Raw genomic sequence first — 21,004 nt, 5'->3', positions numbered from 1 at the left:
GGACACCCGTTCATGCCCGGTATTCACCGGTTGACCACAGTCGTTCTCTCCCCGGTCACGGACGAGCGCGTCACGCATACTGGGGCCCGCCGAACGCCCGGGCCGAACCGCCGGGTCAACCACCCTCCCGAGGAGCCGGGTTGCCTTTCACACTGAGCCACGCGGTGGCGGTCCTGCCCGCCGTACGCACCGACGGGACCGGCCGGGGCCCGCTGGTACCTGCCGTGCTGGTGGCGGGCAGTCTCGCTCCGGACCTGACCTACTACGCGGCCGGTGTCCGGTCCGGGGCGATGGAGTTCGGGGAGGTCACGCACTCGTTGCCGGGCGTTCTCACCGTCGATGTGTGCATCGCCTGGGCGCTGGTGGGGCTCTGGCTCCTGGTCCGCGAACCGCTCGTCGCGCTGCTGCCGCGGTCTCGGCAGGGGCGGACGGCCGCTCTGCTGCGCTGCGGCACGCCCCGCGCACGCGTCCGCGCCTCCTTGGTGGCGCGCTGGTACGTCTCGGCCGTGCTGGGCGCGTTGACGCACGTGGTCTGGGACGAGTTCACGCACCTCGACCGGTGGGGGATGCGGGTCCTCCCCGTCCTGGGGCAGGAGATCGCGGGCTCACCGCTGTACTGGTACCTGCAGTACGGCGGGTCGGCGGTGGCCGCGGTGGTGATCGTCGTGTTCCTGGCACGGGCACTGCGCCGTGCGACACCCCGCCCGGGGCCGGCGGGGGTGCCGGTGCTGTCCGCGGCCGACCGGTGGGCAGCAGCCGCGCTGCTCGGCGGCTGCGTGCTGGCGGGGGCCGTGCAACGGGCCTCGCGCTGGTGGGCCTACTGGGGCGAGGTCGCGAAGCCCTGGGAGCTGATCCCCACGGTGTGTTTCGGGGCGGGCGCCGGGCTCGTCCTCGCGCTGCCGGTGTACGCCGTGGCGGTCAGGGCGTGGCGTCCGGCCCCGGCCACCGGGGTCCCCGAGGGCGTGGAGAGGAAGCGGCCGAGCCGTACGGCCGCGCGCTGAGGGTCTCGCCCGCCGCCACGAACACGGTGACGGTACGGACCGGGCGGGGCCGGGGCAGCAGGGTGAGGGCGAGCGTCAGACAGCCGCGGGCAAGTTCGGCCCACAGCCGCCACGGCAGCGGCTCGCCGGGGCGTGGGAGTGCGGGGCCCGCGGCACGGCCGGGGCGCCAGGGGCCGCCGGCGATGCGGTGGCCGAGGTCCGCGGTGGTACGGCGCAGCGCGCGGGTGAGGGGGAGGACGGGGGTGCGGGCGGTACTCGCGTCGGCCGCGAAGACCGGAACCGGCGACGGCGCCTCGGGGGTGGGTCCGTCTGCGGCGGCCCTCGGGGATGCCGCTCTGCGGTGAAGCATGCGTATACCCATGACCCGCATCCTGGCGCCCGACCCACCCGACGGCCTGCCCGTACGGTCCACGCGGGTGAAGCAGCCTGCGGAAGGGGAGAGCGGAGTGAGCCGTGAGCCGTGCGGGGAGAGGAGGGCGGGCGCCGGGGTGGGCGGGACGGCGGCATGGCGCGTATGCCGCCGTCCCGGCTCGGCAGGCGGAGGCGGCGAGCGGACGCCCGCGGGCCCCGCACCGCGAGACGGCTGCGGCCGCACGAGGACGGAGAGCCTCGGCGACAGGCAGCAGACGGTCGCTCCTGAGGGTCCCGGCGGCCTCGGGCGCGCCGCCCCGTGCCGCCGCCGTGCCCGGGGGAGTAACTGGTGACCGGCGTCCCCGCGCGGGAATCGCACAGGGCGCCGACGGGTCACGGGGTGGGAGGGGCCGGGCGGTGACGGCCGACGCCTGCCGGCAGCCCTCCCGCTTCCCTCTGCCACCGCCCGTCGCTCCCGGCCGAGCCCGGTGTCGTCAGTGTGCCGCCGACTCCCAGTCCGGGCCCGCGCCGACCGAGACGCCCAGCGGGACGCGGAGCCGGACCGCGTCGGCCATCTCCCGGCGGATCAGTTCCTCCGCCGCCGGGCGCTCCCCGGGGGCGATCTCCAGGACGATTTCGTCGTGGACCTGGAGGAGCAGGCGGGACTTGAGGTCCGCCTCGCGCAGGGCGCGGTCCACGTTCAGCATGGCGATCTTGACGATGTCCGCCGCCGTGCCCTGGATCGGCGCGTTCAGCGCCATGCGCTCGGCCGCCTCGCGGCGTTGGCGGTTGTCGCTGTTGAGGTCGGGCAGGTAGCGCCGGCGGCCGAAGAGGGTCGCCGTGTAGCCCGTCGCCCGCGCCTCGTCGACCACGCGGTGCAGGTAGTCCCGTACGCCGCCGAACCGCTCGAAGTACGCGTCCATCAGGGCGCGGGCCTCGGCCGCCTCGATGTTCAGCTGCTGCGAGAGCCCGAAGGCCGACAGCCCGTACGCGAGGCCGTACGACATCGCCTTGATCTTGCGGCGCATCTCCGCGTCCACGGCGGACTGCTCGACCGCGAACACCTGCGCGGCGGCCGTGGTGTGCAGGTCCTCACCGGAGGTGAACGCCTCGATGAGACCGGCGTCCTCGGAGAGGTGGGCCATCACCCGCAGCTCGATCTGGCTGTAGTCGGCGGTGAGGAGGGACTCGAAGCCCTCGCCGACGACGAAGCCCCGGCGGATCGCGCGTCCCTCGTCGGTACGGACCGGGATGTTCTGCAGGTTCGGGTCGGTCGACGACAGGCGGCCGGTGGCGGCGACCGTCTGGTTGAACGTGGTGTGGATCCGGCCGTCCGCGGCGACCGTCCTGATCAGTCCCTCGACGGTCACGCGCAGCTTCGCCTGCTCACGGTGGCGGAGCATGATCACCGGAAGCTCGTTGTCGGTCTGCCCGGCCAGCCAGGCCAGGGCGTCGGCGTCGGTCGTGTAGCCGGTCTTGGTCTTCTTCGTCTTCGGCAGGCCGAGTTCGCCGAAGAGGACCTCCTGGAGCTGCTTGGGCGAACCCAGGTTGAACTCGTGCCCCGCCGCCGCGTGCGCCTCCTTCACGGCCTGCTGCACGGCGCCCGCGAACATCTGCTCCATGGACTCCAGATGGGTGCGGTCCGCCGCGATGCCGTGCCGCTCCATGCGGGCCAGCAGGGCGGACGTCGGCAGCTCCATGTCCCGCAGCAGGTCCGCGGCGCCCACCTCCCGCAGGCGGCCCTCGAAGGCCTCACCCAGGTCGACGACCGCGCGGGCCTGCACCATCAGCGCCTCGGCCTCGGCGGCGTCGTCCGCGCCGAAGGCCAGCTGGCCGTCGGCCGCGGCGGCGGGCGCCAGCTCGCGGTGCAGGTACTCCAGGGACAGGGCGTCCAGGGCGAAGGAGCGGCGGCCCGGCTTGACCAGGTAGGCGGCGAGCGCCGTGTCCATGGAGATGCCCTCGGCGCTCCAGCCGTGCTCGGCGAGGACCCGCATCGCACCCTTGGCGTTGTGGAACACCTTGGGCCGGTCCGCGTCCGCGAGCCAGGCGGCGAACGCCTGCTCGTCGCTCTCGTCCAGCTCGGCCGGGTCGAACCAGGCGGCCGGTCCGGCGGCCGCGGCCAGGGCGATCTCGGCGACCGAGCCGGTTCCCAGCGCCCAGGTGTCGACCGTGGCGACGCCGAGGGGACGGGTGGCGTGCTCGGCGAGCCAGCCGGTCAGCTCGCCCGCGCCCAGGACGGTCCCGTCCAGCTCCACGCCGTCCGCGACGACCGGGGCGGTCTCGGCCTCCTGGGCTCCGGGGTCGACGGCGAAGAGCCGCTCGCGCAGCGACGGGTTCCTGATCTCCAGGGTGTCCAGGATCATCGTGACGGCCTTGCGGTCGTAGGCCGTCCGCTCCAGGTCGGTGACGCCCTTGGCCAGCTCGACCTGCCGCTCCAGCTCGGTGAGGCGGCGGTTGAGCTTGACCGACTCCAGGTGGTCGCGCAGATTCTGGCCGGCCTTGCCCTTGACCTCGTCGACCCGCTCGACGAGGTCCGCGAAGGAACCGAACTGGTTGATCCACTTCGCGGCCGTCTTCTCACCGACACCGGGAATACCGGGCAGATTGTCGGACGGGTCGCCGCGCAGTGCCGCGAAATCGGGGTACTGCGCGGGTGTCAGCCCGTACTTCTCGAACACCTTCTCGGGGGTGAACCGGGTCAGCTCGGAGACGCCCTTGGTCGGATACAGCACCGTGGTGTGCTGGGAGACCAGCTGGAAGGAGTCCCGGTCACCGGTGACGATCAGCACGTCGAAGCCCTCGGCCTCGGCTCGGGTGGCGAGCGTGGCGATGACGTCGTCCGCCTCGAACCCGTCGACCGCGAAACGCGGGGCGTGCATCGCGTCGAGCAGCTCCCCGATCAGCTCGACCTGTCCCTTGAACTCGTCCGGGGTCTTGGAGCGGTTCGCCTTGTACTCGGCGAACTCCGCCGAGCGCCAGGTCTTGCGGGAGACGTCGAAGGCCACCGCGAAGTGCGTGGGCGCCTCGTCGCGCAGCGTGTTCGCCAGCATCGACGCGAAGCCGTAGATCGCGTTCGTCGGCTGGCCCGTCGCGGTGGTGAAGTTCTCCACGGGCAGCGCGAAGAACGCGCGGTAGGCCAGCGAATGCCCGTCCATGAGCATCAGTCGCGGTCGGGCCTCGCCGGAGGTCTGGTCGGTCTTCTTCGCTGCTGTCTCTGCCACGCCCCCGATCCTGCCACGCGACGCTGACACCCGGCCCCGCACCCGCTCACGCCCGGCCTCCGTCGTCGCCTCCCGTGCGAGGATCGGAGGCGTACCTCACATGTGTACGCGAAGAGGAGTGCGCGATGGCCAGCAAGCCGCCCAAGGGTGACCCGGTCCAGGACGCGCCGAAGGTCGCCGGACCGAAACACACGGCCGCCGGCCTCACGGCGGTCGGCCACAGCCTGCGCATGGCCCACCAGCAGATGGGCGTGAAACGCACGGCGCTGACCCTCCTCAGCGTCAACCAGAAGAACGGCTTCGACTGCCCGGGCTGCGCCTGGCCCGAGCCCGAGCACCGGCACACGGCGGAGTTCTGCGAGAACGGCGCGAAGGCCGTGGCCGAGGAGGCCACCCTGCGCCGGGTCACCCCCGAGTTCTTCGCCGAGCACCCCGTCGCCGACCTGGCCGGCCGCAGCGGCTACTGGCTGGGCCAGCAGGGCCGCCTGACCCACCCCGTCCACCTCCCCGAGGGCGGCGACCGCTACGAGCCCGTCACCTGGGAGCGCGCCTTCGACATCATCGCCGAGGAGATCAACGCCCTCGGTTCCCCCGACGAGGCCGTCTTCTACACCTCCGGACGCACCAGCAACGAGGCCGCGTTCCTCTACCAGCTGTTCGCGCGCGAGCTCGGCACCAACAACCTGCCCGACTGCTCGAACATGTGCCACGAGTCCTCCGGCTCCGCCCTGTCCGAGACGATCGGCGTCGGCAAGGGCAGCGTCCTGCTCGAGGACCTCCACAAGGCCGACCTGATCATCGTCGCCGGACAGAACCCCGGCACCAACCACCCGCGCATGCTCTCCGCCCTGGAGAAGGCCAAGGGCAACGGCGCACGGATCATCAGCGTCAACCCGCTGCCCGAGGCCGGCCTGGAACGCTTCAAGAACCCGCAGACCCCCAAGGGCCTCACCACCGGCGCCGCCCTGACCGACCTGTTCCTGCGGATCCGCCTCGGCGGCGACCAGGCACTCTTCCGCATCCTCAACAAGCTGATCCTCGATACGCCCGACGCCGTCGACGAGGACTTCGTCCGTGAACACACCCACGGCTACGAAGACTTCGCCGAGGCCGCCCGCGCCGCCGACTGGGACGCCACCCTCACCGCGACCGGCCTCACGCGCGAGGACATCGAGACGTGCCTGCGCATGGTCCTCGCGTCCCGGCGCGTCATCGTGTGCTGGGCGATGGGCCTCACCCAGCACAAGCACTCCGTGCCCATGATCCGCGAGATCGTCAACTTCCTGCTGCTGCGCGGCAACATCGGCCGCCCCGGCGCGGGCGTCTGCCCGGTGCGCGGCCATTCCAACGTGCAGGGCGACCGCACCATGGGCATCTTCGAACGCCCCGCCGGGGCGTTCCTGGACGCCCTGGAGAAGGAGTTCGGCTTCACCCCGCCGCGCGAACACGGCTACGACGTCGTACGGGCCATCCGCGCGCTGCGCGACGGGGACGCGAAGGTCTTCTTCGCCATGGGCGGCAACTTCGTCTCCGCCTCCCCCGACACCGAGGTCACCGAGGCCGCGATGCGCCGGGCCCGGCTGACCGTGCACGTGTCGACCAAGCTGAACCGCTCGCACGCCGTCACCGGCGCGCGCGCCCTCATCCTGCCGACCCTGGGCCGCACCGAACGCGACCTGCAGGGCAGCGGCGAGCAGTTCGTGACGGTCGAGGACTCCATGGGCATGGTGCACGCCTCCCGCGGACGCCTCGAACCGGCGAGCGCACAGCTGCTGTCCGAGCCCGCCATCGTCTGCCGGCTGGCCCGCGGCGTCCTGGGCGCCGGCAGCAGGGTGCCGTGGGAGGAGTTCGAGAAGGACTACGCGACGATCCGCGACCGCATCGCACGCGTGATCCCCGGCTTCGAGGACTTCAACGCGCGCGTGGCCGACCCCTCGGGCTTCGCCCTCCCCCACGCCCCGCGCGACGAGCGGCGCTTTCCCACCGCCACCGGCAAGGCCAACTTCACCGCCGCCCCGGTCGAGTACCCCGAACTGCCCAAGGGGCGGCTGCTGCTGCAGACCCTGCGCTCGCACGACCAGTACAACACCACGATCTACGGCCTCGACGACCGCTACCGCGGCATCAGGAACGGCCGCCGCGTGGTGCTCGTCAACCCCGAGGACGCGCGCGAGCTGCGGCTCGCGGACGGCTCGTACGTCGACCTGGTCGGCGAGTGGAAGGACGGCGTGGAGCGCCGGGCCCCCGGATTCCGCGTCGTGCACTACCCGACGGCCCGCGGCTGCGCCGCCGCGTACTACCCGGAGACCAACGTCCTCGTGCCGCTGGACGCCACCGCCGACACCAGCAACACCCCTGCCAGCAAGTCCGTCGTGGTCCGTCTGGAACAATCCGGGACCGACTGAGCGTTTACTCAGTGCGGTACGGCGGCGCAGCCGCACCGCCTCGGGGATCACGACGAACGGAGCCCGGCCCCATGGGAGAGCAGCAGCACGTCACGTTCCCGCAGGAGGTCATCGACGAGTACGCCTCGCTCGGCGTGGACCTGCGGGCACTGTTCTCCGCCGGCCACCTCGGCGCCCGCATGGGCGTGCAGATCCTGGAGGCCTCGGCCGAGCGCGTCGTCGGGACGATGCCGGTGGAGGGCAACACCCAGCCCTACGGGCTGCTGCACGGCGGCGCCTCCGCCGTCCTGGCCGAGACCCTCGGGTCGGTGGGGTCGATGCTGCACGGCGGCGCCGGCCGGATCGCCGTGGGCGTCGACCTCAACTGCACCCACCACCGCGGCGTGCGCTCCGGACTGGTCACCGGGGTCGCCACCCCGGTGCACCGGGGACGCTCCACCGCCACGTACGAGATCGTCATCAGCGACGAGGCCGGCCAGCGGGTGTGCACCGCGCGCCTGACCTGCCTGCTGCGCGACCTCGGTCCGAAGGACGCGCAGCAGGCCTTCGGCACCGCGACGGGCTGACCCGACGGGCCGACCGGCCAAGTGGGTGCGGGGCGCGTGACCGCCCCGCACCACCCGCCGCCCGCCCATTGCCCGGGAGCCGTGGGCGTCCTACCGTGCGGACATGGAACGGGGAGGCGCCACCCGGCCCGCCACGCGGGGCCCCGGCCGCCCCCTGCGCACACCGGCGCCGCTCCCTCCTCTCCCGCCGCTCCCCTCACTCCTCGGACTCCTCCCGTCGTTCCCCGGTCTCCTCCCGCCGGGCTTCACGACCGCGTTGCCCGCTGCCCTCGTGACCGTCCTCCTGGCAGCCGGATGCGGCCCGTCCGGACGTGCCGGCGCCCCGGCACCGTCCCTGCCGTCGGCGTCCCCGGCGTCCTCACCGCCGGCGACCGCCCCCGAGGACGTGTGCGTACGGATCGTCACCCACTGGGCCCGCGAGGTGCTGGACGGCACCTCCTACGGCGACTACCAGTCGATGGGCCTGTCCAACGGCCAGTACGACATCCTGCGCGACGCCGTGGACGCCGCCCGCCCCGCCCGCGAGCGCCAGGGCACCGCGGCCGCGCACGAGGTGATCGGCCGTCACGTCCGCGAGGCCTGCGCCGAGCGGTACCGCCCCGGCGGACCGGACGAAGGCGCCTGGCGGTGAACGCCGTCGGCCCCGTGGAACCCGGCGACGGAACCCGCCCCCCGTCCGCCCCGCCGCTCCCCCGCGGCCCCCGCGGACTCCTCGGATTCCTCGGATTCCTCGGCTCTCGCCGCGAGTGCCTCACGCGGCGGTACGGGCGTCACCGCCGGACCGTACTCGTCGCCCTCACCGCGGCGGCCGTCCTCGCGGCCGGCACCCTCCTGCACGTCACCCGGCCCCGGCAACCCCCGCCGCCCGCACCGCCGTTGCCGTCCGGAGCGACGACCGTCAGCTACCCGTAACCGCAGCCCGCAGGCCCGGGCACAGACAAACGGAATTTCACCTTCACCATCGAACCCGTCGTGGAATCAGGCCCTCCGGTCACCGTCACCCGCACATCCCAGCCGTACGCCGGCCTTTCCGCGACCTCCAGCCCGCACGCCCCTTTCCGGACAAAAGCGGGGTCCCCCCACAGGATCGCCGTCACCCTGCGCATCACGGAATGCGGAGGATTGCCGGGGAACGCCGGACTCCCTTTCCTGGATGTAACTCTGCGTAATACGCACGCAATGCAGACCCACAGCTTCACCCTCGGACCACGGTACGCACAGGACCTCTCCCTGGCCCTGCAGGTCGCCTGCAGGTCGCCTGCAGGTCGCCTGCAGCAACGATTTTCGGTAATCACCAAAACCCCTGATACGCCTGAACACACCCCGCCCGGTCCTGCGGTTTCTCACCATCCGGACAGGTCAAAACGGCTTGAATTCCGCCGTTCCCCCCACTCGGTACCGCTCTGCAATACGTCGTGTCATAACAAGAGAGTCACAGCATGGTCCAGACCCTCCTCCCCGTTCCCCCCACCCGCTTAGAGTCACGGCCAGTCACCGCGCACCCCGATTATCACTTCGGCCCCGCGCTCGACTCGGCCGTTTCCACCGGGAAACGACCGTCAGGGGAAAGGACTGGATCGTGCGTCAACGTTCACTCATCGCCGTCACCGCTGCCTTGGCGGCGGGAGCACTCACCCTCACCGCTTGCGGTTCGCGCGACGAGAACGGCGGCGGCAGCTCGGACTCCGGCAACGGCGGCACCACCGTCGTCATCGGCGTCGACGCGCCGCTGACCGGCGACCTGTCCGCGCTGGGCCTCGGCATCAAGAACTCCGTGGACCTCGCCGCCAAGACCGCCAACAAGGAAAAGACCGTCGAAGGCATCACCTTCAAGGTCGAAGCCCTCGACGACCAGGCACAGCCCTCCTCCGGCCAGCAGAACGCCACCAAGTTCGTCGCCAACGACGAAGTCCTCGGCGTCGTCGGCCCGCTGAACTCCTCCGTCGGCGAATCCATGCAGAAGGTCCTCGACGACGCCAAGCTCGTCCAGGTCTCACCCGCCAACACCAGCCCCGCCCTCACCCAGGGCACCGACTGGCAGACCAAGCCGGTACGCACCTACAAGTCCTACTTCCGTACCGCGACCACGGACGCCATCCAGGGCCCCTTCGCCGCCCAGTACCTGTACAACGACTCCAAGAAGCGCAAGGTCTTCGTCATCGACGACAAAAAGACCTACGGCGCCGGCCTCGCCGGCACCTTCACCGACGAGTTCAAGGAACTCGGCGGCGACGTCGTGGGCACCGAGCACATCAACCCCGACACCAAGGACTTCTCCGCAGTCGCCACCAAGGTCAAGAACTCCGGCGCCGACGTCGTCTACTACGGCGGCGAATACCCCCAGGCCGGCCCCCTCAGCAAGCAGATCAAGGCCGCAGGCGCCAAGATCCCCCTCGTCGGCGGCGACGGCATCTACAGCGCCGAGTTCATCAAGCTCGCCGGCACCACCGGCACCGGCGACCTCGCCACCTCCGTCGGCGCCCCCGTCGAAGACCTCCCCTCCGCCAAGGAGTTCGTGGCCAACTACGAGGCCGGGAACTACAAGGAGGACTACGAGGCCTACGGCGGCTACAGCTACGACTCGGCCTGGGCCGTCATCGAAGCCGTCAAGAAGGTCGTCGAGGACAACGACGGCAAACTCCCCGACGACGCCCGCGAAAAGGTCACCGCCGCCATGCAGGACGTCTCCTTCGACGGAGTCACCGGCCCCGTCGCCTTCGACGAGTTCGGCGACGCCACCAACAAGCAGCTCACCGTCTACGCCGTCGAGAACGGCGACTGGAACGACGTCAAGTCCGGCACCTACACCGGCTGACCCAAGCCCGCACCCACCGAGCCGCGCGGGGCGCCACACCACTGGCGCCCCGCGCGGCTCGCATCCGGCCCCATCCGTCGAACATTCCGAACGTCTCGGAGGACATGCGGTGAACGAACTGCCGCAGCAGCTGGTCAACGGCCTGCTACTGGGATCCATGTACGGGCTGGTCGCCCTCGGCTACACAATGGTCTACGGCATTGTCCAGCTCATCAACTTCGCCCACGGCGAGATCTTCATGACCGGCGCCTTCGGCGCACTCACGGTCTACCTCTACATCCTGCCCGACGGCACCTCCATGCTCATCGCCCTCCCCCTCATGATCATCGGCGCGATGCTCGTCTCCGCCACCGTCGCCGTCGGAGCGGAACGATTCGCCTACCGGCCCCTCCGAGGCGCCCCACGCCTCGCCCCCCTCATCACCGCCATCGGCCTCTCCCTCGCCCTCCAGCAAGCCGTATGGGCCTGGTACCCCGACGCGAAATCCGCCCACACCTTCCCCAGCATCCCCGGCGGCCCCTTCGACATCGGCTCCGTCACCATCCAGACCGGCGACATCTTCGTCCTCTGCGCCGCCCCCCTCAGCATGGCCATCCTCGGCTACTTCGTCATGCGCACCCGCACCGGACGCGGCATGCAAGCCACCGCCCAGGACCCCGACACCGCCAAACTCATGGGCATCAACACCGACCGCATCATCGTGGTCGCCTTCGCCCTCGGCGCCGTCTTCGCCGCCGTCGGCGGCGTCGCCTACGGCCTCAAATACGGCCAGATCGACTTCCGCATGGGCTTCATCCTCGGACTCAAAGCCTTCACCGCCGCCGTCCTCGGCGGCATCGGCAACATCTACGGAGCCATGCTCGGCGGCCTCGTCCTCGGCATCGCCGAAGCCCTGTCCACCGCCTACATCTCCGACATCCCCGGCATGAACCAGTTCGGCAGCCAGTCCTGGGCCGACGTCTGGGCGTTCGTACTCCTCATCCTCGTGCTCCTCTTCAGGCCCCAAGGCCTGCTCGGCGAGCGCGTCGCGGACAGGGCGTGACACCGATGACCACACACACCACCACCCCCAAGACCCCCCACACCCCCACCACCCCCACCCCCACAGGCCTCATCGGCATACCCCCGCACACCGGCCGCGCCCTCGCCACCGGCAGCGCCGCCCTCACCGCCCTCTCCACCCTCCTCGCCTGGACCTGGACCAGCGAATTCCCCGGCGACCTCACCTACTACGGCTACCCCGGCGGCCTCCAGGTCCTCGTCCTCATCGGCGGCCTCCTCACCACCCTCCTCGGCCTCGCCTCCTACGGCACCAAAGGCCTCCAATGGCTCACCCCCGCAGGAGCCGACAGCGCCCTCAAACTCGCCGCCACCGGCACCTTCGCCACCACCTGGTACACCGTCACCGCCATCAGCATCAACCTCGGCGGAATCGTCAACCTCGAACCCGGCGGCTGGATCGCAGCCCTCACCACCCTCACAGCCCTCCTCGGCGCCCACGCCCTCCCCTTCGAACGACCCGCACCCGACCCCCACGACCCCGACGACAGCAGCTGGGAAAAACTCCGCCACACCACCCGGCACAACATCACCGTCCTGCGCGCATCCATCGCCACCGGCCGCACCCGGCCCGCACGCGAACTGCCCGCCTACGCCGAAATCCTCATCATCGTCGCCGCCCTCGCCCTCGGCCTGATCGTCTTCACCTACGGCATCGGCACCGAATACGACGAACTCTTCATCGGCTTCCTCATCACCGCCGGCTTCGGCTTCGCCGCCCTCACCAAAGCCGGACTCATCAACCGCATCTCCGCCATCACCGCCGAACACCGCAACGTCACCCTCATCGGCGCCTTCGTCGCAGCCGCCGCCTTCCCCTTCACCCAGTCCGACGACCAGTACGCCACCATCGGCGTCTACATCCTCATCTTCGCCACCGTCGCACTCGGCCTCAACATCGTCGTCGGCCTCGCCGGCCTCCTCGACCTCGGATACGTCGCCTTCCTCGGCGTCGGCGCCTACACCGCCGCCATGGTCTCCGGAAGCCCCTCCAGCCCCTTCGACATCCACCTCCCCTTCTGGCTCAGCGCCCTCCTCGGCGCAGCCGTCGCCATGGTCTTCGGCGTCCTCATCGGAGCCCCCACCCTCCGCCTGCGCGGCGACTACCTCGCCATCGTCACCCTCGGCTTCGGCGAAATCTTCCGCATCGCCGTCCTCAACACCGACGGCACCTCCGGACCCGACATCACCAACGGCTCCAACGGCATCTCCTCCATCCCCAACCTCAACATCCTCGGCTTCGACTTCGGCCAGGAACACAGCATCGCCGGCTTCACCATCGGCCGCTTCGCCAACTACTTCCTGCTCATGCTCCTCATCACGCTGATCGTCGTCATCGTCTTCCGACGCAGCAGCGACTCCCGCATCGGCCGAGCCTGGGTAGCCATCCGCGAAGACGAAACCGCCGCCCTCGCCATGGGCATCAACGGCTTCCGCGTCAAACTCATCGCCTTCGCCCTCGGCGCCACACTCGCCGGCCTCGCCGGCACCGTCCAGGCCCACGTCACCTACACCGTCACCCCCGAGCAGTACCAGTTCGCCCACGTCGTCCCACCCAACAGCGCCTTCCTCCTCGCCGCCGTCGTCCTCGGCGGCATGGGCACCATCAGCGGACCCCTCGTCGGCGCAGCACTGCTCTACCTCATCCCCGCCAAACTCCAGTTCCTCGGCGACTACCAACTCCTCGCCTTCGGACTCGCACTCGTCCTCCTCATGCGCTTCCGCCCCGAAGGACTCATCCCCAACCGGCGCCGACAGCTCGAATTCCACGAAGAGGCCGAACCACCCACAGTCCTCAGCAAGGCAGGGGCCTGACCACCATGACTACCGACACCACCACCAAGAACACCTCCACCGGCGCCACCCCCGGCGAAACCGTCCTCGACGCCCGCGGCGTCACCATGCGATTCGGCGGCCTCACCGCCGTCCGCGACGTCGACCTCACCGTCAACAGCGGCGAAATCGTCGGCCTCATCGGACCCAACGGCGCCGGAAAAACCACCTTCTTCAACTGCCTCACCGGCCTCTACATCCCCACCGAAGGCGAAGTCCGCTACAAGGGCAACGTACTGCCCCCCAAATCCTTCAAAGTCACCGCCGCCGGCATCGCCCGAACCTTCCAGAACATCCGCCTCTTCAGCAACATGACCGTCCTGGAAAACGTCCTCGTCGGCCGCCACACCCGCACCAAAGAAGGCCTCTGGTCCGCCCTCCTCCGCGGCCCCCGCTTCCACAAAGCCGAAGCAAAATCCCGCGAACGCGCCATGGAACTCCTCGACTTCGTCGGCCTCGCCGACAAAGCCGACCACCTCTCCCGCAACCTCCCCTACGGTGAACAACGCAAACTCGAAATCGCCCGCGCCCTCGCCAGCGAACCCGGCCTCCTGCTCCTCGACGAACCCACCGCCGGCATGAACCCCCAGGAAACCCGCGCCGCCGAAGAACTCATCTTCGCCATCCGCGACATGGGCATCGCCATCCTCGTCATCGAGCACGACATGCGCTTCATCTTCAACCTCTGCGACCGCGTCGCCGTCCTCGTCCAAGGACAAAAACTCGTCGAAGGCGACGCCACCACCGTCCAGGGCGACGAACGCGTCATCGCCGCCTACCTCGGAGAGCCCCTCGACAACGACTCCGGCACCGAAGAAGCAGCCGAAGTCGAAGCCGCCGAAGCCGCAGCCGAAACCACCACGGACGCAGCGCCCGGCAAGGAGAACGACCGATGACCGCACTCCTCGAAGTCGAAGACCTCAAAGTCGCCTACGGCAAAATCGAAGCCGTCAAAGGCATCTCCTTCAAGGTCGAAGCCGGCGAAGTCGTCACCCTCATCGGAACCAATGGCGCAGGCAAAACCACCACCCTCCGCACCCTCTCCGGCCTCCTCAAGCCCACCGGCGGCCACATCAAATTCAACGGCAAATCCCTCAAAAAAATCCCCGCCCACGAAATCGTCTCCCACGGCCTCGCCCACTCCCCCGAAGGCCGACACATCTTCCCCCGCATGACCATCGAGGACAACCTCCGCCTCGGCGCCTTCCTCCGCACCGACAAAACCGGAATCGAAAAAGACATCCAACGCGCCTACGACCTCTTCCCCATCCTCGGAGAACGCCGCAAACAAGCCGCCGGAACCCTCTCCGGCGGAGAACAACAAATGCTCGCCATGGGCAGAGCCCTCATGTCCCAACCCAAACTCCTCATGCTCGACGAACCCTCCATGGGCCTCTCACCGATCATGATGCAGAAAATCATGGCCACCATCACCGAACTCAAAGCCCAGGGCACCACCATCCTCCTCGTCGAACAGAACGCCCAAGCCGCACTCTCCCTCGCCGACCACGGCCACGTCATGGAAGTCGGCACCATCGTCCTCTCCGGAACCGGACAAGACCTCCTCCACGACGAATCCGTCCGCAACGCCTACCTCGGCGTCGACTGACCCACCCCCACCCGACGCAACACCGAGGCCCGCGCCCCCCACCAGGGACACGGGCCTCAACAACACCACCGACACCTACCCCTTCGACGCCTTCTTCTCCGCCGCGTCGTCAATAACCGCCTGCGCCACCTGCTGCATCGACATCCGCCGATCCATCGACGTCTTCTGAATCCACCGGAACGCCGCCGGCTCCGACAACCCGTACACCGTCTGCAACACCGACTTCGCCCGATCCACCAACTTCCGCGTCTCCAACCGCAGACTCAGATCCGCGACCTCACGCTCCAACTCCCGCAACTCCGTGAACCGCGACACCGCCATCTCGATCGCCGGCACCACATCACTCTTCGAGAACGGCTTCACCAGATACGCCATCGCCCCCGCATCCCGCGCCCGCTCCACCAGATCACGCTGCGAGAACGCCGTCAGCATCAACACCGGCGCGATACTCTCCTCAGCGATCTTCTCCGCCGCCGAGATCCCATCCAGCTTCGGCATCTTCACATCGAGAATCACCAGATCAGGACGGTGCTCACGGGCCAGCTCCACCGCCCGCTCACCATCACCGGCCTCACCGACGACGGTGTACCCCTCCTCCTCCAGCATCTCCTTGAGATCGAGCCGGATCAGCGCCTCGTCCTCGGCGATGACGACGCGCGTCGTCATCGGAGGCACGTGCGACTTGTCGTCGTCGGACGCGTCTACTGGCTGGGGCGACTCGGGGACGCTCACGTGGGGCTCCTTGGTGCGGGCCGGGCAGGTGCTGCTGCCTATGCAGCCTACCTAGCGGCGGCGACTACGACCGACCCGGTATGCTTCCGAGCAGCCAGTCCTGCCGGGTTGGTGGAATGGCATACACGGATGTCTCAAACACATCTGCCCGAGAGGGCTTGCGGGTTCGAGTCCCGCACCCGGCACACTGTAAGCGGAGGATCACATTCGCGTGATTCTCCGCTTTTTCGTACACTCGGTCACATTTCGTGACGCACAGTGGTTGCATGGATCAGCACAGTCCTTCGATCCGCGCCCAGGCTGTCGACCGATGCGCCAAGGTGTTCCGAACCGTGTCGTCGCGGAGCGGCTCAATATCCCCCGGGGAACTGTTGGCTGGTGGCGCAGCGAGGACCGCAAGGTGCGGGGCGAGGTGCATCAGCCACCAACCGACTGCCCCAGGTGCACCGGCCGCACACTCGATGAGGAAGCGTACGCATACCTACTGGGGCTGTACCTCGGTGACGGGCATATCGTCTCGAAGCGCAAGCAACATCATCTGTCGATCTACTGCAACGCCACCCAGGGCGGCCTGATCGCCGCTGCGGCGGATGCCCAGCGCAGGGTGATGCCGTTGACCAGCGTGGCGCTGCGGCCCAAGCCCGGCTGTGTCGAGGTTCAGTCCTTCACCAGGCACTGGGTCTGCATGTTCCCCCAGCACGGTCCCGGCAAGAAGCACGATCGGCCGATCACCCTCGCCCCGTGGCAACGGACCATTGTCGACGTGCACCCCTGGAAGTTGGTTCGAGGTCTGATCCACTCCGACGGATGCCGGATCACCAACTGGACCACCAGAGTGGTCGGCGGTGAGCAGAAGCGTTATGAGTACCCGCGTTACGTTTTCACCAACAAGTCCGACGACATCCGGGCCCTCTACACCGACACCCTGGACCGCCTCGGCGTCGAGTGCACGCGTGACGGTGTGCCGTTCAACATCTCGGTCGCCGAGAAGGCGTCCGCCGCGCTGATGGATCTTCACGTGGGCCCCAAGTACTGAACCGGGGCCCCGGTCGGGTCACTTGGGGCTGTCGTCCTCGCCGATGCGGTGGACGCGGACGAGGTTGGTCGTGCCGGAGACGCCGTGTGGGGAGCCTGCGGTGATGACGACGATGTCGCCCTTCTTGCAGCGGCCGTAGGCCAGGAGGAGTTCGTCGACCTGGTCGACCATGGCGTCGGTGGAGTCGGCGTGGGGGCCGAGGAACGTCTCCACGCCCCAGGTGAGGCTGAGCCGGGAGCGGGTGGCGGGGTCGGGGGTGAAGGCGAGGAGGGGGATGGGCGAGCGGTAGCGGGAGAGGCGGCGGGCGGTGTCGCCCGACTGGGTGAAGGCGACGAGGTGGGTGGCGTCGAGGAAGTCGCCCATTTCGGCGGCGGCCCGGGCGACGGCGCCGCCCTGGGTGCGGGGTTTGTTGGTTTCGGTGAGGGGTGGGAGGCCCTTGGCGAGGAGGTCTTCTTCGGCTGCTTCGACGATGCGGGCCATGGTGAGGACGGTGCTGAGGGCGTGTTTGCCGACGCTGGTTTCGCCGGAGAGCATGACGGCGTCGGTGCCGTCGAGGACGGCGTTGGCGACGTCGGAGGCTTCGGCGCGGGTGGGGCGGGCGTTGTCGATCATCGAGTCGAGCATTTGGGTGGCGACGATGACCGGTTTGGCGTTGCGTTTGGCGAGTGTGATGGCGCGTTTTTGGACGATGGGGACTTGTTCGAGTGGCATTTCGACGCCGAGGTCTCCACGGGCGACCATGATGCCGTCGAAGGCGGCGACGATGTCGTCGAGGTTCTGGACGGCTTGGGGTTTTTCGATTTTGGCGATGACGGGGAGGCGGCGGCCTTCTTCTTCCATGATGCGGTGGACGTCTTTGATGTCGTGTCCGCTGCGTACGAAGGAGAGGGCGATGGTGTCGAAGCCGGTGCGCAGGGCCCAGCGGAGGTCGTCCTCGTCTTTTTTGGAGAGGGCGGGGACGGAGACGGCGACGCCGGGGAGGTTGAGGCCTTTGTGGTCGGAGACCATGCCGCCTTCGATGACGGTGGTGTGGACGCGGGGGCCGTCGACGGTGTCGACCCGGAGGGTGACTCTGCCGTCGTCGACGAGGATGCGTTCGCCGGTGGTGACGTCGTCGGCGAGGCCTGCGTGGGTGGTGCCGCAGGTGTGGCGGTCGCCTTGGGTGCCGTCTTCGACGGTGATGGTGAAGGTGTCACCGCGTTCGAGGAGTACGGGTCCTTCGGTGAAGTGGCCGAGTCTGATTTTGGGGCCTTGGAGGTCGGCGAGGAGGCCGACGCTGCGGCCGGTTTCGTCGGCGGCTTTTCGGACCCGGTGGTAGCGCTCCTCGTGTTCGGCGTGGGTGCCGTGGCTGAGGTTGAGTCGGGCTACGTCCATTCCGGCGTCGACCAGGTTTTTGATCTGGTCGTATGTGTGGGTGGCGGGCCCTAGTGTGCAGACGATTTTTGCTCGGCGCATGGTGTGAGCCTAGGGCTTACCGGTGGGTAGCGATCAGGTCGCATGTGACCGTTCGGCGCACTGGTCATGAATGGTTATGGGCAGGTGTTGAATTGCGCGACCGGGTGCTCCGATGAGCACACCGGTTCGCGGACCGGGTGCCGCGTGGTGCGGCACCCCCGGTTGTGCGGTGTGCCTGCCGGTCTATGCCTGGGTCTGCTGTATGCGCAGTGCGCGGGCCAGGTCGTCGAGCTGGTCGACGAGTTTGCGGCGGAGGGCGGGGGTGGGGTCGGCCTTGCGGAGGCATTTCTGGCCGAGGCGGAGGGTTTCGGGGTCGATGGCGTGGGCGGGGAAGGCCCAGTGGCCGGCGGCTTCGGCGATGGCGGGGCCGCGGCGGGCGGCGAGGGCGACGGCGTCCTTGTAGTAGCGGGCGACGTGGGGGCGGGTGAGGTCGGCCTGTTCGGGTTGCCAGAAGCCCTGGGCGGTGGCGGTGAAGAGGTAGGTGGACAGGTCGTCGGTGTGGAACATGGCGTCCCAGGCGCGGTTTTTGGCGTCTTCGTGGGGCAGGGCGGCGCGGCAGCGGGCGGCGCCTTCCTGGCCGGCGGCGCTGGGGTCGTTGGCGAGTTCTGCGGTGATGGCGGCTTCGTCGGTAGCGTCGAGGACGGCGAGTCGGGTGAGGATGCGCCAGCGCAGTTCGGGGTCGAGTTCGGGGCCGCCGGGGACGGTGCCCTCGGTGAGCCAGGCGGCGATGGTGTGGGGGTGGGCGGCGGTGTCGATGCGGTGGCGTACGGCGATGAGGCGCAGGCCGGGGTTGTCGCCGTCCTCGGTGCGGCGGATGAGGTCGCGGCACAGGTCGGTGAGGGTGGCGAGGGCGGCGGGCCGCCCGCCGGGGGTGACGTAGCGGCCGGTGATGTGGGTGGTGGCGAAGGCGAGGACGCCCTGGACGAGGGCGAGGTCGGTTTCGTGGGGGAGGTGGGTGCGGGCGATGTCGAGGTAGTCGGTGGGGGGGAGTTCGCCGTCGCGGACGGCGTCGCGGAGGGCGTTCCAGACGACGGCGCGGGTGAGGGGGTCGGGGAGTCCGGAGAGGCGGGTGCGGAGGGTGTGGGTGGATTCGTGGTCGAAGCGGATTTTGGCGTAGGTGAGGTCGCCGTCGTTGAGGACGAGGAGGGCGGGGCGGGGTCCGGCGGCGCTGATGTCGATGCCGTCGGTGGTGGGGAGGTCGATGTCGAGGTGTTTGCGGAGGGTGAGGCCGTGGGCGTCGTGGAGGTCGTGGTCGTAGAGGCCGAGGGTGATGCGGTGGGGGCGGCCGGCTCCGCCGGTTTCGAGGGTGGTGAGGTGTGTGAGGCCGTCGCGGTTCTTGGCGGGGTCGGGTTCGGACCAGGTGGGGGGGGTGGGTTCGTGCTGGACGGTGAGGTGCCAGTGGCCGTTGTCGGTGTGGAGTCGGGGGGTGAGGGTGTCGACTCCGGTGGTGGTGAGCCAGGCGTTGGCCCATGCGTGGACGTCGCGGTCGGTGGCGGTGGCGAGGGAGTCGATGAAGTCGGTGAGGGTGGCGTTGGCGAACTTGTGGCGGTCGATGTGGGTGTTGATGCCGGCGAGGAAGGCGTCCTGGCCGAGCCAGGCGACGAGTTGGCGCAGGGCGGAGGCGCCCTTGGCGTAGGAGATGCCGTCGAAGTTGAGGAGGGCGGAGGCGGTGTCCTGGACGTCTTCGGGGGCGACGGGGTGGGTGGAGGGGCGTTGGTCGGCGTCGTAGCCCCAGGGTTTGCGGGTGACTCCGAAGTCGGTCCAGGTGTCGGTGTGGCGGGTGGCTTCGGCGGTGATCTGGTAGCCCATGTATTCGGCGAAGGACTCGTTGAGCCAGATGTCGTCCCACCAGGTGAGGGTGACGAGGTCGCCGAACCACATGTGGGCCATTTCGTGGGCGATGACCATGGCGCGGGTCTGTCGTTGGGTGTCGGTGACGGCGGACCGGAAGACGAATTCGTCGCGGAAGGTGACGAGGCCGGGGTTTTCCATGGCGCCGGCGTTGAATTCGGGGACGAATGCCTGGTCGTAGGAGTCGAAGGGGTAGGGTTCGGCGAATTTCTCGTGGTAGCGGTCGAAGCAGGCGCGGGTGATGTCGAGGAGTTCGTCGGTGTCGGCGTCGAGGTGGGGGGCGAGGGAGCGGCGGCAGTGGAGGCCGAAGGGGAGGCCTCGGTGTTCGGTGCGTACGGAGTGCCAGGGTCCGGCGGCGACGGCGACGAGGTAGGTGGAGATGAGGGGGGTGGTTGCTGCTTTCCAGCGGCCGTTGCCGAGGTGTTCGGTGATGCCGTTGGCGAGGACGGTCCAGGTGGGGGGAGCGGTGACGGTGAGGTCGAAGACGGCCTTGAGGTCGGGCTGGTCGAAGGCCGGGAAGACGCGTTGGACGTCGTCGAGGAAGAGCTGGGTGTAGGTGTAGGTCTCGCCGTCGGCGGGGTCGGTGAAGCGGTGCATGCCTTCGCCGGTGCGGGAGTAGTGCATGGCGGCGTCGACGTGGAGTTCGTGCGGGCCGGGGGTGAGGTCCTTGAGCGGCAGCCGGTTGCCGTCGAGGGTCGCGGGGTCGAGGGGGTGTCCGTCGAGGGTGACGGAGCGCAGCTCGGCGGGCTTGACTTCGACGAAGGTGTCCGTGGTGTCCTGGTCTGCGAGGACGGTGAAGTGGATCACGGTGTGGGAGTCGAAGGTGTCGTCACCGGTGGTGAGATCGAGTTCGATCGCGTAGCGGTGGACGTGGAGGAGCTGTGCTCGGTTCTGCGCTTCGTCGCGCGTCAGTACGGACATGCGGGCCATGCTGCCTGATGGCGGTGGTGTGGCACAGAGGCGGATCGGTACACGGCTTATGTCCGGGCCTGGGTCGGGGTTCTGGATGTGCGCCCGCGTGCGGGGGTTCTGGGGTGTGGGGGGCCTGCGGAGTGTGCGGCGTGTGAGTG

Annotated in this window: 15 protein-coding genes and 1 tRNA gene; 11 read left to right on the top strand and 5 right to left on the bottom strand. The window is 69.2% G+C overall.

Annotation, left to right across the window (positions count from 1 at the left end; all coding sequences use genetic code 11):
• Window positions 1-140: 140 nt before the first annotated feature.
• Window positions 141-1,001 (top strand): DUF4184 family protein, encoded by an 861-nt coding sequence (locus TU30_RS07345; protein WP_042166105.1) that lies wholly within the window; start codon window positions 141-143, stop codon window positions 999-1,001.
• Here the strand turns inward: TU30_RS07345 and TU30_RS07340 are convergent.
• Both TU30_RS07340 and polA read right to left on the bottom strand, forming a co-directional pair.
• Window positions 919-1,362, bottom strand: a complete 444-nt coding sequence (locus TU30_RS07340) for a hypothetical protein (RefSeq protein ID WP_042166103.1) — start codon at window positions 1,360-1,362, stop codon at window positions 919-921. The genes TU30_RS07345 and TU30_RS07340 overlap by 83 nt on opposite strands.
• Window positions 1,363-1,846: 484 nt before the next feature.
• Window positions 1,847-4,573 (bottom strand): DNA polymerase I, encoded by a 2,727-nt coding sequence (gene polA, locus TU30_RS07335; protein WP_042166101.1) that lies wholly within the window; start codon window positions 4,571-4,573, stop codon window positions 1,847-1,849.
• A gap of 125 nt (window positions 4,574-4,698) precedes the next feature.
• Between polA and TU30_RS07330 the strand changes: the two genes are divergently transcribed.
• The 8 genes from TU30_RS07330 to TU30_RS07290 all read left to right on the top strand — a co-directional run bounded on the left by TU30_RS07330 (window position 4,699) and on the right by TU30_RS07290 (window position 14,860).
• Window positions 4,699-6,978 (top strand): FdhF/YdeP family oxidoreductase, encoded by a 2,280-nt coding sequence (locus TU30_RS07330; RefSeq protein ID WP_042166099.1) that lies wholly within the window; start codon window positions 4,699-4,701, stop codon window positions 6,976-6,978.
• 71 nt (window positions 6,979-7,049) lie between these two features.
• Entirely contained in the window at window positions 7,050-7,544 is a 495-nt protein-coding gene (locus tag TU30_RS07325) for a PaaI family thioesterase (protein ID WP_042166097.1), read from the top strand.
• A 271-nt stretch (window positions 7,545-7,815) separates the two neighbouring features.
• The gene (locus tag TU30_RS07320; protein ID WP_234307804.1) at window positions 7,816-8,175 is read left to right on the top strand and encodes a hypothetical protein; all 360 of its coding nucleotides are present in this window, start codon (window positions 7,816-7,818) and stop codon (window positions 8,173-8,175) included.
• Between the two features lie 948 nt (window positions 8,176-9,123).
• Window positions 9,124-10,359 (top strand): branched-chain amino acid ABC transporter substrate-binding protein, encoded by a 1,236-nt coding sequence (locus TU30_RS07310; protein ID WP_042166095.1) that lies wholly within the window; start codon window positions 9,124-9,126, stop codon window positions 10,357-10,359.
• Between the two features lie 109 nt (window positions 10,360-10,468).
• Window positions 10,469-11,401, top strand: coding sequence for a branched-chain amino acid ABC transporter permease (locus TU30_RS07305; protein ID WP_042166092.1), 933 nt, complete (start codon window positions 10,469-10,471; stop codon window positions 11,399-11,401).
• Between the two features lie 5 nt (window positions 11,402-11,406).
• Window positions 11,407-13,233, top strand: coding sequence for a branched-chain amino acid ABC transporter permease (locus TU30_RS07300; RefSeq protein WP_042166090.1), 1,827 nt, complete (start codon window positions 11,407-11,409; stop codon window positions 13,231-13,233).
• A 5-nt stretch (window positions 13,234-13,238) separates the two neighbouring features.
• Window positions 13,239-14,147, top strand: a complete 909-nt coding sequence (locus TU30_RS07295) for an ABC transporter ATP-binding protein (RefSeq protein ID WP_042166087.1) — start codon at window positions 13,239-13,241, stop codon at window positions 14,145-14,147.
• Window positions 14,144-14,860, top strand: a complete 717-nt coding sequence (locus TU30_RS07290; RefSeq protein WP_042166085.1) for an ABC transporter ATP-binding protein — start codon at window positions 14,144-14,146, stop codon at window positions 14,858-14,860. Before TU30_RS07295 ends, TU30_RS07290 begins: the two co-directional genes overlap by 4 nt.
• A 75-nt stretch (window positions 14,861-14,935) precedes the next feature.
• Here the strand turns inward: TU30_RS07290 and TU30_RS07285 are convergent, their stop codons facing one another.
• Window positions 14,936-15,592: an ANTAR domain-containing response regulator gene (locus tag TU30_RS07285; protein ID WP_042166083.1), complete on the bottom strand. Its 657-nt coding sequence runs from the start codon at window positions 15,590-15,592 to the stop codon at window positions 14,936-14,938.
• A 102-nt stretch (window positions 15,593-15,694) separates the two neighbouring features.
• Here TU30_RS07285 and TU30_RS07280 point away from each other — a divergent pair.
• Together TU30_RS07280 and TU30_RS07275 are read left to right on the top strand one after the other, a co-directional pair.
• Window positions 15,695-15,777: transfer RNA gene (locus TU30_RS07280), tRNA-Leu, on the top strand.
• A 125-nt stretch (window positions 15,778-15,902) separates the two neighbouring features.
• Window positions 15,903-16,628 carry a hypothetical protein gene (locus TU30_RS07275; RefSeq protein WP_042166081.1) on the top strand — a complete coding sequence of 242 codons (726 nt, stop codon included), beginning with the start codon at window positions 15,903-15,905 and terminating at the stop codon, window positions 16,626-16,628.
• A gap of 18 nt (window positions 16,629-16,646) precedes the next feature.
• On the opposite strand, the gene pyk is transcribed toward TU30_RS07275, so the two are convergent.
• Window positions 16,647-18,083 carry a pyruvate kinase gene (gene pyk, locus TU30_RS07270; protein ID WP_042166079.1) on the bottom strand — a complete coding sequence of 479 codons (1,437 nt, stop codon included), beginning with the start codon at window positions 18,081-18,083 and terminating at the stop codon, window positions 16,647-16,649.
• A gap of 183 nt (window positions 18,084-18,266) precedes the next feature.
• Window positions 18,267-20,864: an aminopeptidase N gene (gene pepN / locus TU30_RS07265; RefSeq protein ID WP_042166077.1), complete on the bottom strand. Its 2,598-nt coding sequence runs from the start codon at window positions 20,862-20,864 to the stop codon at window positions 18,267-18,269.
• Window positions 20,865-21,004: the final 140 nt, after the last annotated feature.

The sequence above is a fragment of the Streptomyces sp. NBRC 110035 genome, assembly GCF_000829695.1.
GTDB lineage: Bacteria > Actinomycetota > Actinomycetes > Streptomycetales > Streptomycetaceae > Streptomyces.
The sequence above is the reverse complement of the archived record's forward strand: the minus strand, read 5'-3'. Positions and strand labels throughout refer to the sequence as shown.

Excerpts from the sequence above, each read along its gene's own strand:
- TU30_RS07340 (WP_042166103.1), bottom strand. The coding sequence starts at position 1,362 with ATGGGTATACGCATGCTTCACCGCAGAGCGGCATCCCCGAGGGCCGCC.
- TU30_RS07330 (WP_042166099.1), top strand. The coding sequence starts at position 4,699 with ATGGCCAGCAAGCCGCCCAAGGGTGACCCGGTCCAGGACGCGCCGAAG.
- TU30_RS07325 (WP_042166097.1), top strand. The coding sequence starts at position 7,050 with ATGGGAGAGCAGCAGCACGTCACGTTCCCGCAGGAGGTCATCGACGAG.
- TU30_RS07300 (WP_042166090.1), top strand. The coding sequence starts at position 11,407 with ATGACCACACACACCACCACCCCCAAGACCCCCCACACCCCCACCACC.
- TU30_RS07295 (WP_042166087.1), top strand. The coding sequence starts at position 13,239 with ATGACTACCGACACCACCACCAAGAACACCTCCACCGGCGCCACCCCC.
- TU30_RS07290 (WP_042166085.1), top strand. The coding sequence starts at position 14,144 with ATGACCGCACTCCTCGAAGTCGAAGACCTCAAAGTCGCCTACGGCAAA.
- TU30_RS07275 (WP_042166081.1), top strand. The coding sequence starts at position 15,903 with ATGCGCCAAGGTGTTCCGAACCGTGTCGTCGCGGAGCGGCTCAATATC.
- pyk (WP_042166079.1), bottom strand. The coding sequence starts at position 18,083 with ATGCGCCGAGCAAAAATCGTCTGCACACTAGGGCCCGCCACCCACACA.
- pepN (WP_042166077.1), bottom strand. The coding sequence starts at position 20,864 with ATGGCCCGCATGTCCGTACTGACGCGCGACGAAGCGCAGAACCGAGCA.